This window comes from Pseudomonas sp. HB05 (assembly GCF_016756915.1).
GTDB lineage: Bacteria > Pseudomonadota > Gammaproteobacteria > Pseudomonadales > Pseudomonadaceae > Aquipseudomonas > Aquipseudomonas alvandae.
In genome coordinates this window covers 112,230-125,735 of sequence record NZ_JAESPG010000009.1, presented here as the reverse complement: position 1 = coordinate 125,735, position 13,506 = coordinate 112,230, and the positions used below count along the sequence as shown (strand labels likewise).

Genomic DNA, 13,506 nt, shown 5'->3' with positions numbered 1-13,506 from the left:
GCACCGGGTTTCGGTCGGTCAGATGGGCGTCAGGCAACCTTCCTGCAAATGCAGGACGCGGTCCATCTGGCGGGCCAGGTTCATATCGTGGGTCACCACCAGGAACGCTGTGCGCATCGAGGTGCTGAGCTCCAGCATCAAGTCCTGGATACCCTGGGCGGTATGGGAATCGAGGTTGCCGGTTGGCTCGTCGAGCATCACCAGGCCGGGCTTGTTGACCAGCGCCCGGGCAATCGCCACGCGCTGGCGCTCGCCACCGGACAGCTCGGCCGGCTTGTGCTCCAGGCGATGCCCCAGCCCAACCCGCTCCAGCAATGCCGTGGCGCGCTGACGCGCCTCGGGAATCGCCGTGCGGCCGATCAGCAGCGGCATGCAGACGTTTTCCAGGGCGGTGAATTCAGGCAGCAAATGGTGGAACTGGTAGACGAAACCCAGGGAGCGGTTACGCAGCAGGCCGCGGGCCTTCTCGTTCAACGCCGAGAGTTCTTCGCCGGCCAGCCAGACACTGCCGGCGGTGGGCGTATCCAGGCCACCGAGCAGGTTCAGCAAGGTACTTTTGCCCGACCCGGAGGTGCCGACAATCGCCACGCGCTCGCCCGGGTGCAGCTCCAGTTGCAGGCCCGACAACACTACCACCGACTCCGGCCCTTCCTCGTAGGATTTGCCCAGGTTGCGGCAGCTCAAGATTGCTTGTTCACTCATGCCCGACTCACTCATAACGTAACGCCTCCGCAGGCTGGGTGCGTGCGGCACGCCAGGCTGGATACAGGGTGGCGAGGAAACTCAGGACCAACGCGGCGCCGCAGACCATCAACACATCGTCGGCCTGCAACTGCGATGGCAGGTAGTCGATGAAGTACACGTCGGCGTTGAGAAACTTGTGCCCGATCAGGGTTTCGAGACCGGCAATCGCGGCGCTGACGTTCAGCGCGGCGAACATCCCGACCAGGGCCCCGACGAACGTACCGATGACACCGATAACGGTGCCCTGGACCATGAAGATGCGCATGATCTGTCCCGGCGTGGCGCCGAGGGTGCGCAGGATCGCGATGTCGCCCTTCTTGTCGTTCACCACCATCACCAGCGTGGAGATGATGTTGAACGCCGCCACGGCGACGATCAGCAACAGCAGCAGGCCGATCATGGCTTTTTCCATGCGGATCGCCTGGTACAGGTTGCCGTGGGTGCGCGTCCAGTCGCGGGCATAGTAACGGTCTTCGCCAAGCTGCTGGGCGATGTTCCAGGCAACGCGCGGCGCCTGGAACAGGTCATCGAATTTCAACCGCAGGCCTTGGACCTGGTCCGGTTTCCAGCGGTGCAGGCGGGCGAGATCCTGGAGATTGGTCACGCCGAGGTAGCCGTCCAGCTCACCAGCACCCACGTGGAAAATGCCGACCACGGTAAAGCGCTTCATGCGCGGGAACATGCCGCCCGGCGTGACGGTGACTTCCGGCGCGACGAAGGTCAGCTTGTCGCCGATGGCCACGCCGAGCTTGGCCGCGGCCTTGTCGCCAATCACGATGCCGAAATCGCCCGGCGCCAAGTCGTCGAGTTTGCCCTGCTTCATGAAGTTGTCGATGATCGACACTTGCCGTTCCAGCGCCGGGTCGATGCCGTTGAGCAAGACCTTGGAGACCTTGCCGTCATTGGTCAGCAGCCCTTGCATCTGGGTGAACGGCGCGACGGCCAGCACCTGCGGGTTCTGCTTGACCTTGGCAGCCAGGCTCGGCCAATCGCTGATGGCTTCGCCGGATTCGAGGGTCGCGTGGGGCACCATGCCCAGCACGCGGGTGCGCATCTCATGGTCGAAGCCATTCATCACCGACAGCACGACGATCATCACGACCACGCCAAGGGCCAATCCGATGATAGAGGTCAGGGAAATGAACGATACGAAATGATTGCGACGCTTTGCACGGGTATAACGCGTGCCGATGAATACGAAGAGAGGTCTGAACATGTCGGGGCTTGTTCGGAGGGAAAAGGAACGTCCTTGTGGCGGGGGTCACAAACCAGCTTTACACTCAGACCACCGCCGCTACCATGGGTTCGCCATGTCGACATTAGATGAAGAAGATCGCCGCGAATACTACCGTATCGAGGACACGATCGCACTGGAAATTCGGCCCCTGTCCATTCCTGAAGCTGCCAGCCAGGAAGTGTTGCAGGATGAGTCCCCATTGTTCAATCTGCTCAGCGAACTGCACCTGAGCGAATTCGAGTCACAGCACCTGTTGCGCCAGATCAGCGAGCGCGAGCGCAGCATCGCGGCGTACCTCAAGGCGATGAACAAACGCATCGACCTGCTCAGCCAGGTCATCGCCGTAACCGTGCTTGGTGAAATCGGCGAACCCCAGCCGGTGATCATTTCCGAAGGCGGTATCGACTTCCAATACCCCACCCCCATCGCCGTCGGGGCGCACCTGTCGGTCAAGCTGGTGTTGATGCCCCAGGCCCTCGGCTTGTTGTTGCGGGCGCGGGTCACCCATTGCGATCCGAAGGGTGGCGGCTACGACGTCGGCACCGAGTTTGAACACCCGACCGACGCCCAGCGTCAATTGTTGGCCCGCTACATCCTGCAAAAACAGGCGCAAGAACGGCGCCTGGCCCGGGAACTGAACGAATCTGGCATCAATAAGGAAGAACCGTGACCCTCATCTATGGCCACCGCGGCGCCAAGGGCGAAGCACCGGAAAACACCCTCACCGGTTTCCAGGAATGCCTCAAGCACGGCGTGCGCCGTTGCGAGCTGGACTTGCACTTGTCCATGGACGGCGAGTTGATGGTAATCCACGACCCGACCCTCAAGCGCACCACGGATCGCCGGGGCAAGGTGGTCGAACACACCGCCGCCGAACTGGTGACCTACGATGCGCGCAAGGGCGGCCCGGGCTGGATCAAGCCGTGCCCGATTCCGCGACTGGAAGAACTGTTCGAAAAATGTGATTTCGAACACTGGCAGCTCGAGGTGAAAAGCGCGTCACGCACCCGTGCCGCCGCGACCGTGCTGGGCATTCGTGAAATGGCCCAACGCTTCGGGCTGCTGGACAGGATCACCATCACCTCCAGCTCCCGGGAAGTGCTCAAGGCGGCCCTGGACCTGACCCCGGACATTTCCCGTGGACTGGTGGCCGAATACGCCTGGCTCGACCCGTTGAAGGTCGCCCAGAGCTACGGCTGCGAGATTCTGGCGTTGAACTGGACCCTGTGCACGCCGGAACGCCTGATCAAGGCGCAGCGCCAGGGGCTGCATGTATCGGTGTGGACGGTCAACGAGCCCGCGCTCATGCGCAGGCTCGCCGATTTTGGCGCTGACAGCCTGATTACAGACTTTCCCGGTTTGGCCACTGCCACCCTCGAGAATTGCTGAAATCGGTCTCCCCGGCCGGCTCAGGCCACCGGCCGGAGCCGCTCAAAAAAGCCGGTTGAGCCCGTCGTACGCCGCGACCCGATAGGCTTCGGCCATGGTCGGGTAGTTGAACGTCGTGTTGACGAAGTATTTGAGCGTGTTCAGTTCGCCCGGCTGGTTCATGATCGCCTGGCCGATGTGCACGATCTCCGAAGCCTGGTAGCCGAAGCAATGCACGCCCAGTACTTCCAGCGTCTCGCGATGGAAGAGGATCTTCAGCATGCCTTGCGGCTCACCGGCGATCTGCGCCCGCGCCATGCTCTTGAAGAAGGCCTTGCCCACTTCATAAGGCACCTTGGCCTGGGTCAGCTCCTGCTCGTTCTTGCCGATCGAGCTGATTTCCGGAATGGTGTAGATGCCGGTTGGTACGTCGTTGACGAAGCGCCAGCTGCCGTTGTCGACAATGCTGCCGGCGGCCGAACGGCCCTGGTCGTGGGCGGCACTGGCCAGGCTCGGCCAACCGATCACGTCACCGGCACCGTAGATGTTCGGCACGCAAGTGCGGTAGTTCTCGTCGACTTCGATCTGGCCACGGCTGTTGACCTTCACGCCGATGTTTTCCAGGCCCAGGGTGTCGGTGTTGCCGGTACGACCGTTGCACCAGAGCAAGGCGTCGGCCTTGATCTTCTTGCCGGACTTGAGGTGCAGGATCACGCCGTTGTCGACGCCTTCGACGCGATCATAGTCTTCGTTGTGGCGCACGGTGATGTTGTTGTTGCTGAAGTGATAGCTCAGGGCCTGGGAAATTTCCGAATCCAGGAAGCTCAGCAACTGGCCGCGGTTGTCCACCAGTTCCACCAGCACGCCCAGGCCGCTGAAGATCGAGGCGTATTCGCAACCGATCACGCCGGCACCGTAGACGATGAGCTTACGCGGGGTGTGACCCAGGCTCAGGATGGTGTCGCTATCGTAGATACGCGCATGGTTGAAATCGATATCGGCCGGGCGATACGGGCGCGAACCGGTGGCGATGATGATGTGCTTGGCCACCAGCTTCTCGACCACGCCATTGCCGCAGACCACTTCGACGGTCTGCTCGTCGGCGAAGCTGCCGGTGCCGAAAAATACATCCACGCGGTTGCGGGCGTAGTAGCCGGTACGCGAGGCCACTTGCTTGGAGATCACCTTCTCGGCGCTCTTGAGCACGTCAGGGAAGGAGAACCAGCGCGGCTCGCCGATGGCCCGGAACATCGGGTTGGTGTTGAACTGCATGATCTGCCGGACCGAGTGACGCAAGGCCTTGGACGGGATGGTACCCAAGTGGGTGCAGTTGCCGCCAACCTGCCGACGGCTGTCGACCATCGCCACTTTGCGCCCTGCCTTGGCCGCGTTCATTGCCGCGCCTTCCCCAGCAGGGCCGGAACCCAGTACTACCACGTCGTAGTTGTAGACAGCCATGCGTACTCCTCAGAACAGGCCGCGATGCCACGCTTGGCACCGACGGCTAAATCATGCCGGCCGGCGGCATGAAGGAACAATTTAGGGCCGGTTCACGAGCCCGGCCACAGTCTATAGAAGCGTCAACGCCGCGCACATTACCCCTTGGTCGCGTCGTAGGCTAGTTTTGCCTGCGCTATTTCGCCACAGGTAGGCTTTCAAAACGCTGTCAGCGTTCACTTAAGATTTGCCCAGATCATCGTGGCGAGGGAGCTTGCTCCCGCTGGGCTGCGCAGCGGCCCCCTTTTGTGAGCGCTTCGCACTCAAGCGGGAGCAAGCTCCCTCGCCACGGTAATCCCACTTCAGTGGTCATTGGTTTTTCCACGGGTCATCCGTTCAAAGATGTCGTTGGTGCGGCTGACGAAACGCTCCCCATCCCGCAATACGAAAAATACCCCGATGCCGTGCTTCTGGGCATAGTCCCAAGCCTGTTCAGGACCGAGAATCAGCAACAGCGTCGATAGTCCATCGGCCATCATCGCTGAAGGATGAATTACCGTGACTGACGCCAGGTTGTGTAGGACCGGTGCGCCGGTGCGCGCATCGAAGGTGTGGGAATAACGCTTGCCGCCCTGCTCGAAATATTTCCGGTAATCGCCCGACGTTGAAACCCCGTAGCCATTGATCTCGATGACGCGCTCGGCCACTTGCCGATCGTCCCGTGGTTCTTCCAGGGCGATGCGCCAGGGCGAGCCATCCGGCTTGTGCCCGACGGCCTTGAGTTCACCGGTGGCCTCGGCCAGATAGCTGTCGATGCCCAAAGCCTGGAGCCTGGCGGCGATGCGGTCGACGGCGTAACCGGCCGCGATGCTGTTGAAATCGACTTCCACGGCGGCGTCCTTGCACAGCCGGTCACCCTCAATTCGCAGATGCCCATGACCCACGCGCAGGCGAGCCTCGGCCAGGGCCTCGGCGCTTGGCACCTGTTCTTCCCGGGATTGCGGACCGAATCCCCACAGGTTCAATAATGGCTCAACCGTCAAATCGAAGGCACCGTCGCTTTGCGAGGAAAGTTGCTCGCCCGCACGGATCAACTCGAGCACCGGGCCGGGCATCGCCTGGCAGCTGTCGGCAGGCAACGCGTTGAAACGCTCGATGTCCGAGTCGCTGCGATAGGTGGACAACTGCCGATCCACTTCGGCGAGGATCTGTTCCACTTCGTCCTGCACCGTTTTCGGACCGGGCGTGGCGATATGCCTGACGTACTGGATGGAATAGCGGCTGCCCATGGTCGGGCCGTCGAAGCGCTCCAGGGTATCGCCGTTGCCACAGGCGGATAACACGCCCGCCAGCATCACAAGCCCTAACCATCGTCCAGTTAACAAATCTTCATCTCCCCTCAAAACCGCGCCAGCCATTATGAACTCCAGCGCGCGCAAAAAACCTGTGGGAGCGAGCTTTCTCGCGATAGCGGCGCAACAGTCAGCATCAAGGTGACTGACACACCGCCATCGCGAGCAAGCTCGCTCCCACAGGGGACGCAGCGCATCCATACAAGATTTGCCAGAGTGAGTACCTACCCATGTCTTCCAACACGAGCAACGGCAAGGCAATTTTCCGCGTCGTCAGCGGCAACTTCCTGGAGATGTTCGACTTCATGGTCTACGGCTTCTACGCCACGGCCATCGCCAAGACATTCTTCCCGACCGACAGCGCCTTCGCGTCGCTGATGCTGTCCCTGGCCACATTCGGCGCGGGGTTCCTGATGCGTCCCCTGGGGGCTATTTTTCTCGGCGCCTACATCGACCGCCATGGCCGTCGCAAAGGCTTGATCATCACCTTGGCAATGATGGCCGCTGGCACGGTGCTGATTGCCTGCGTGCCGGGCTACGCCACATTGGGCGTGGCGGCACCGTTGCTGGTGTTGCTGGGTCGATTGCTGCAAGGTTTTTCCGCTGGCGTGGAACTGGGCGGCGTATCGGTGTACCTCGCGGAAATTTCCACGCCGGGGCGCAAGGGTTTCTTCGTCAGTTGGCAGTCCGCCAGCCAACAGGCTGCGGTGGTGTTCGCCGGCCTGCTGGGTGTTGGCCTCAATCACTGGCTGAACCCACAGGAGATGGGCGAATGGGGCTGGCGCGTGCCGTTCCTCATCGGTTGCCTGATCGTGCCGGTCATCTTCATGATTCGCCGCTCGCTGGAGGAAACGCCTGAATTCCAGGCAAGAAAACATCGCCCTACCCTGTCGGAAATCACCCGTTCCATCGGTCAGAACTTCGGTATCGTCCTGGCCGGCATGGCGCTTGTGGTCATGACCACAGTGTCGTTCTACCTCATCACGGCCTACACGCCGACGTTTGGCAAGGCCGAGTTGAATCTGTCGGATTTGGATGCCTTGCTGGTCACGGTGTGCATCGGCTTGTCGAATTTCTTCTGGCTGCCAGTGATGGGGGCGTTTTCCGACAAGATCGGCCGCAAACCCCTGCTGCTCGGTGCGACGATCCTGGCGATCCTGACCGCGTACCCGGCGCTGTCCTGGCTGGTGGCAAACCCGAGTTTCAGCCATTTGCTGATCGTCGAGTTGTGGCTGTCCTTCCTGTATGGATCGTACAACGGGGCCATGGTGGTCGCCTTGACGGAAATCATGCCGGTCGAAGTGCGCACCACCGGTTTTTCCCTGGCCTATAGCCTGGCCACCGCCACCTTCGGCGGTTTTACCCCGGCGGCCTGCACCTACCTGATCCATGTGCTCGACAACAAGGCGGCACCGGGAATCTGGCTCAGCGGCGCGGCGGTGCTGGGATTGATTGCGACCCTGGTGCTGTTCAAGGGCAATCGGCATGAATTGCGGACGGCGCAGGCCTCGGTGGTCGGCGGCGCCTGATGGATTGCTTTCGCGAGCAAGCTCGCTCCCACAGTTGATCGAGTTGTTGCTGAGTTATGCGGTCCAATGTGGGAGCGAGCTTGCTCGCGATGAGGCCAGCCCAAGCAACAGAAAACCCAGACAAAAAAAACGCCCCGACAAGTCGGGGCGCTTTCATTTGCAGCTAAGGCTTAGCGCGGGAACGCAGGCGGATTCACATCAGCCATGTCTTCCATCACGCGAACCACCTGGCAGCTGTAACCGAACTCGTTGTCGTACCAGACGTACAGGACAACGCGGTTATCCTGGACGATGGTCGCTTCAGCATCGACAACACCGGCGTGGCGCGAGCCCACGAAGTCGGTGGACACCACTTCCTGCGAGTTGACGAAATCGATTTGCTTATGCAGATCGGAGTGCAGCGCCATGTAGCGCAGGTACTCGTTCATCTCTTCACGGGTGGCGGCTTTCTCAAGGTTCAGGTTGAGAATGGCCATCGATACGTTCGGCGTCGGGACACGGATCGCGTTACCGGTCAGCTTGCCAGCCAGCTCAGGCAGGGCCTTGGCAGCAGCAGTGGCGGCACCGGTCTCGGTGATGACCATGTTCAGCGCCGCGCTACGACCACGGCGATCGCCCTTGTGGAAGTTGTCGATCAGGTTCTGGTCGTTGGTGTACGAGTGAACGGTTTCGACGTGACCGTTGATGATGCCGAACTTGTCATTCACAGCCTTGAGCACCGGCACGATGGCGTTGGTGGTGCAGGAAGCGGCGGAAACGATCTTGTCGTCAGCAGTGATGTCGCCGTGGTTGATGCCGTGGACGATGTTCTTCAGCTTGCCCTTGCCAGGCGCGGTCAGGACAACGCGGTCGACACCCGGGCAGGCCAGGTGTTGGCCCAGGCCGTCGGCATCACGCCATACACCGGTGTTGTCCACCAGCAGTGCGTTCTTGATGCCGTACTGGGTGTAGTCCACCTCGGTCGGATTCTTCGCGTAGATCACCTGGATCAGGTTGCCGTTGGCGGTGATGGTGTTGTTTTCTTCATCGATGGTGATGGTGCCGTTGAACGAACCATGGACCGAATCGCGACGCAGCAGGCTGGCACGCTTGGTCAGGTCGTTCTCGGCGCCCTTGCGCACGACGATGGCGCGCAGGCGCAGGCCGTCGCCACCACCGGTTTTCTCGATGAGGATGCGTGCCAGCAGGCGGCCGATACGGCCAAAGCCGTACAGCACGACGTCGGTGCCTTTGCGCGGCGAAGCGTTTTGCTGGCCAACCACATCGGCCATTTCTTCGCGAACGAACTGCTCGGCGCTACGGCCATTGGCTTCGCTGCGGAATTTGAACGCCAACTTGCCCAGGTCCACCGAGGCCGCGCCGAGCTTGAGCTCGCTCATGGCCTTGAGCAGAGGGAATGTTTCGTGGACGGAGAGTTCGCTGTCGTCGGAAGAACGGTGGCGAGCAAAGCGGTGGGCTTTGAGGATCGCGATGACAGACTGGTTGATCAGGCTGCGGCCATAGATCGAGCTCACCACGTTGTTATTGCGGTAGAGCTGACCGATGAGAGGGATCATCGCTTCTGCGAGTGCTTCACGATCAATCCATTCACCAAGACACTGGTCGGGCTTCTGAGTCACGGTAACCTTCCACATGTAGGGGCTGAAAAAAGGGGCTACATTATGCCGCCGAGTCCTCGCCGGAGCAATGCGCGCCCGTCGCGCCGTGGTTTTGCGTTCTAGCAGCGTAGTCCGCGACTGACAGCCGGGCCCTTCAGCCGCTACAATTGTCGACTTTGTCGCAACGCTGGAGCTCAACCTTCCGTGCCCGTTCTGCGTCTTCCGCTTCTCCCTGCCGCGGCAGGTAAACAGCACTGGGGCAACCTGCCCGGTGCCGCCCTGAGCCTGGCTATCGCCGAGGCCGCCAGCGCTGCAAAGCGCTTCACCCTGTTGTTGACCGCCGACAGCCAGAGTGCCGAGCGGCTCGAGCAGGAGCTGGGTTTCTTCGCCCCGGATTTGCCGGTATTGCATTTCCCGGACTGGGAAACCCTGCCCTACGACCTTTTTTCGCCGCACCAGGACATCATTTCCCAGCGCATCGCCAGCCTTTATCGGCTGCCGGAGCTCAGTCATGGCGTTTTGGTAGTGCCGATCACCACAGCCCTACATCGCCTGGCGCCGACCCAATTCCTGCTGGGCAGCAGCCTGGTTCTGGACATCGGCCAGAAGCTCGACGTCGAGCAGATGCGCACTCGGCTTGAGGCCAGCGGCTACCGCTACGTCGACACCGTGTACGAGCACGGCGAGTTCACGGTGCGCGGGGCGTTGATCGACCTGTTCCCGATGGGCAGCAAACTGCCGTATCGCATCGATCTGTTCGATGACGAAATCGAGACCCTGCGCACCTTCGACCCGGAGAACCAGCGCTCCATCGACAAGGTCCAGTCGATCCGCCTGCTGCCGGCCAAGGAATTCCCACTGCAAAAAGACGCGGTGACTCGCTTCAAGGCGCGTTTTCGCGAGCGTTTTGACGTGGATTTCCGCCGTTGCCCGATTTTCCAGGACCTGAGCAGCGGAATCACTCCGGCCGGCATCGAGTATTACCTGCCGTTGTTCTTCGAAGAAACCTCCACGCTGTTCGATTATCTGCCCCAGGACACCCAGGTATTTTCTCTGCCGGGCATCGAGCAGGCCGCGGAAAATTTCTGGAACGACGTACGCAACCGCTACGAAGAACGTCGCGTCGATCCGTCCCGTCCTTTATTGCCGCCCGCCGAGCTGTTCCTGCCGGTGGAGGACTGCTTCGCCCGGCTCAAGAGCTGGCCGCGCGTGGTGGCGAGCCAGCAGGACGTGGAAACCGGCGTCGGTCGTGAACGCTTCCCCGCCAAGCCCTTGCCGGACCTGGCGATCGAAGCCAAGGCCACGCAACCGCTGGCGGCCCTGGCCGGTTTCCTCGACGGATTCCCTGGTCGCGTGCTGTTTACCGCCGAGTCCGCAGGCCGCCGCGAAGTACTGCTGGAACTGCTTGATCGCCTGAAGCTGCGCCCGAAGACCGTCGACAGCTGGCCTGACTTTGTCGCGGGCAAGGATCGCCTGGCGATCACCATCGCGCCGCTTAACGACGGCCTGGTCCTTGACGATCCCGCCCTGGCCCTGGTGGCCGAAAGCCCGTTGTTCGGCCAGCGCGTGATGCAGCGTCGCCGCCGCGAGAAACGCGCCGACGCCGCCAACGACGCGGTCATCAAGAACCTCACCGAACTGCGCGAAGGTGCGCCGGTGGTGCACATCGATCATGGCGTAGGCCGTTACCTGGGCCTGGCGACCCTTGAGATCGAAAACCAGGCCGCCGAATTCCTCACCCTGGAATACGCCGAGGGCGCCAAGCTCTACGTGCCTGTGGCGAACCTGCACCTGATCGCCCGCTACACCGGCAGCGACGACGCCTTGGCCCCGCTGCATCGCCTGGGTTCGGAAACCTGGCAGAAGGCCAAGCGCAAGGCCGCCGAACAGGTGCGCGATGTGGCGGCCGAGTTGCTGGATATCTATGCCCGCCGTGCCGCGCGCGAGGGCTATGCATTCGCCGACCCGAAAGCCGACTACGAAACCTTCAGCGCCGGTTTCCCGTTCGAAGAAACCGTCGACCAGCAGACCACCATCGAAGCCGTGCGCGCCGACATGCTTGCGCCCAAGCCCATGGACCGCCTGGTGTGCGGCGACGTAGGCTTCGGCAAGACCGAAGTGGCGATGCGCGCCGCGTTCATTGCCGTGCACGGCGGCAAGCAAGTGGCGATCCTGGTACCGACCACCCTGCTCGCCCAGCAGCACTACAACAGTTTCCGCGACCGCTTCGCCGACTGGCCCGTGACCGTGGAAGTGATGAGCCGCTTCAAGTCCGCCAAGGAAGTGAACGCCGCCGTCGCGGACCTGGCCGAGGGCAAGATCGACATCGTCATTGGCACGCACAAGCTGCTGCAGGACGATGTGAAGATCAAGAACCTGGGGCTGGTGATCATCGATGAGGAACACCGCTTTGGCGTGCGCCAGAAAGAACAGCTCAAGGCCCTGCGCAGCGAAGTCGACATCCTGACCCTGACCGCCACGCCGATCCCGCGCACCTTGAACATGGCGGTGTCGGGCATGCGCGACCTGTCGATCATCGCCACACCGCCAGCCCGCCGCCTGTCGGTGCGCACCTTCGTCATGGAGCAGAACAAAAGCACGGTCAAGGAAGCCCTGCTGCGTGAGCTGCTGCGCGGCGGCCAGGTTTATTACCTGCACAACGATGTGAAGACTATCGAGAAATGCGCCGCCGACCTGGCCGAGCTGGTACCGGAGGCCCGCATCGGCATCGGTCACGGGCAGATGCGCGAGCGCGAGCTCGAACAGGTGATGAGCGACTTCTATCACAAGCGCTTCAACGTGCTGATCGCCTCGACCATCATCGAGACCGGCATCGACGTGCCGAGCGCCAACACCATCATCATCGAGCGCGCCGACAAATTCGGCCTGGCCCAGTTGCACCAGTTGCGCGGCCGGGTCGGACGCAGTCACCACCAGGCCTACGCCTACCTGCTGACACCGCCGCGCCAGCAGATCACCCCGGACGCGGAAAAGCGCCTGGAAGCCATTGCCAATACCCAGGACCTGGGCGCCGGTTTCGTGCTGGCCACCAACGACCTGGAAATCCGTGGCGCCGGCGAATTGCTTGGCGACGGCCAGAGTGGCCAGATCCAGGCAGTGGGCTTCACCCTGTACATGGAAATGCTCGAACGGGCGGTCAAGTCGATCCGCAAGGGCGAACAACCAAACCTCGACCAACCACTGGGCGGCGGGCCGGAGATCAACCTGCGGGTGCCGGCGCTGATCCCGGAAGATTATCTGCCGGATGTCCACGCACGCCTGATCCTCTACAAGCGCATCGCCTCGGCCACTGACGAGGAAGGCTTGAAGGATCTGCAGGTGGAAATGATCGACCGCTTCGGCCTGCTGCCGGAGCCGACCAAGAATCTGGTGCGCACCACGCTGCTCAAGCTCAAGGCCGAGCAACTGGGCATCAAGAAAGTCGACGGCGGGCCCAACGGCGGCCGTATCGAGTTCGAAGCCCAGACCCCGGTCGATCCACTGGTGCTGATCAAGCTGATCCAGGGCCAGCCCAAACGCTACAAGTTCGAAGGCGCCACGATGTTCAAGTTCATGGTGCCCATGGAACGCCCGGAAGAGCGTTTCAATACCGTAGAGGCGCTGTTCGAGCGCCTCACTCCGACCACTGCTTGAAGGACGCCCAATGCGCCTGTTTCACTCCTTGATGTTGTTGATGACCCTGGTTGCCCCCCTGGCGTTGGCCGACGATCTGTATCAGGTGGAAATGATCCTGGTCCGGCAGAATGCCGAGCCCACCATCATCAGCCGCGCCGCACCGGAAGACTGGGACGCCGGCGCACGACGCTTGGGCGCGGACAGCCTGCGGACACCGGCAATGGGCAATATCGTCGAAAAACTCAACGCCAGCGGCCAGTACACCGTGCTGATGCACAAGGCCTGGCAACAGAACCTGGGCGAACAAGGCAGCAAGATCGCGGTCAGCGACGGCGCCGAACAGTTCGGCCAGTTTCCCATCGAGGGCACCCTGGAGCTCAAGCTCGGCCGCTTCACCGACGTGGACGCCGACTTCTGGATCAACCAGATCGACGCCAATGGCCTGGTCACCGCCAGCGAACGCCTGAAACAGGAGAGCCATACCAAGAACGGCCAGTTGAACTTCCTCGATAACGGCCATCTCGGCTTGCTGATCAAGATCACCTCGTTGACCGCGCCGGCACCACGCCAGGCACCTGATGTCATTCCGGACTGATCGGCGCGCC

General features: G+C 61.8%; 10 protein-coding genes. 5 read left to right on the top strand and 5 right to left on the bottom strand.

Annotation, left to right across the window (positions count from 1 at the left end):
• Positions 1-18: 18 nt before the first annotated feature.
• Both lolD and JMN22_RS11095 read right to left on the bottom strand, forming a co-directional pair.
• Positions 19-717: a lipoprotein-releasing ABC transporter ATP-binding protein LolD gene (gene lolD / locus JMN22_RS11100; protein WP_437127700.1), complete on the bottom strand. Its 699-nt coding sequence runs from the start codon at positions 715-717 to the stop codon at positions 19-21.
• Complete coding sequence (locus JMN22_RS11095) at positions 710-1,960, bottom strand: lipoprotein-releasing ABC transporter permease subunit (protein ID WP_198797825.1); 1,251 nt, start codon at positions 1,958-1,960, stop codon at positions 710-712. The genes lolD and JMN22_RS11095 overlap by 8 nt, the downstream gene beginning before the upstream one ends.
• Before the next feature lie 94 nt (positions 1,961-2,054).
• Here JMN22_RS11095 and JMN22_RS11090 point away from each other — a divergent pair, with 94 nt between their 5' ends.
• Complete coding sequence (locus tag JMN22_RS11090) at positions 2,055-2,651, top strand: PilZ domain-containing protein (RefSeq protein ID WP_030139964.1); 597 nt, start codon at positions 2,055-2,057, stop codon at positions 2,649-2,651.
• Positions 2,648-3,370 (top strand): glycerophosphodiester phosphodiesterase, encoded by a 723-nt coding sequence (locus JMN22_RS11085; RefSeq protein ID WP_030139963.1) that lies wholly within the window; start codon positions 2,648-2,650, stop codon positions 3,368-3,370. Before JMN22_RS11090 ends, JMN22_RS11085 begins: the two co-directional genes overlap by 4 nt.
• A 42-nt stretch (positions 3,371-3,412) precedes the next feature.
• Here the strand turns inward: JMN22_RS11085 and sthA are convergent, their stop codons facing one another.
• Positions 3,413-4,807 (bottom strand): Si-specific NAD(P)(+) transhydrogenase, encoded by a 1,395-nt coding sequence (gene sthA / locus JMN22_RS11080; RefSeq protein WP_003183399.1) that lies wholly within the window; start codon positions 4,805-4,807, stop codon positions 3,413-3,415.
• A gap of 341 nt (positions 4,808-5,148) precedes the next feature.
• The gene (locus JMN22_RS11075) at positions 5,149-6,141 is read right to left on the bottom strand and encodes an FAD:protein FMN transferase (protein ID WP_236010386.1); all 993 of its coding nucleotides are present in this window, start codon (positions 6,139-6,141) and stop codon (positions 5,149-5,151) included.
• A 227-nt stretch (positions 6,142-6,368) separates the two neighbouring features.
• On the opposite strand from JMN22_RS11075, the gene JMN22_RS11070 reads away from it, so the two are divergent.
• Positions 6,369-7,667 carry an MFS transporter gene (locus JMN22_RS11070; protein ID WP_198797742.1) on the top strand — a complete coding sequence of 433 codons (1,299 nt, stop codon included), beginning with the start codon at positions 6,369-6,371 and terminating at the stop codon, positions 7,665-7,667.
• A 170-nt stretch (positions 7,668-7,837) separates the two neighbouring features.
• Here the strand turns inward: JMN22_RS11070 and JMN22_RS11065 are convergent, their stop codons facing one another.
• Positions 7,838-9,301, bottom strand: coding sequence for a glyceraldehyde-3-phosphate dehydrogenase (locus tag JMN22_RS11065; protein WP_030139960.1), 1,464 nt, complete (start codon positions 9,299-9,301; stop codon positions 7,838-7,840).
• A 168-nt stretch (positions 9,302-9,469) separates the two neighbouring features.
• Between JMN22_RS11065 and mfd the strand changes: the two genes are divergently transcribed.
• Together mfd and JMN22_RS11055 are read left to right on the top strand one after the other, a co-directional pair.
• Entirely contained in the window at positions 9,470-12,919 is a 3,450-nt protein-coding gene (mfd, locus tag JMN22_RS11060; protein ID WP_198797743.1) for a transcription-repair coupling factor, read from the top strand.
• A gap of 10 nt (positions 12,920-12,929) precedes the next feature.
• Positions 12,930-13,496, top strand: coding sequence for a CsiV family protein (locus JMN22_RS11055; protein ID WP_030139958.1), 567 nt, complete (start codon positions 12,930-12,932; stop codon positions 13,494-13,496).
• The last annotated feature ends 10 nt before the right edge of the window (positions 13,497-13,506 follow it).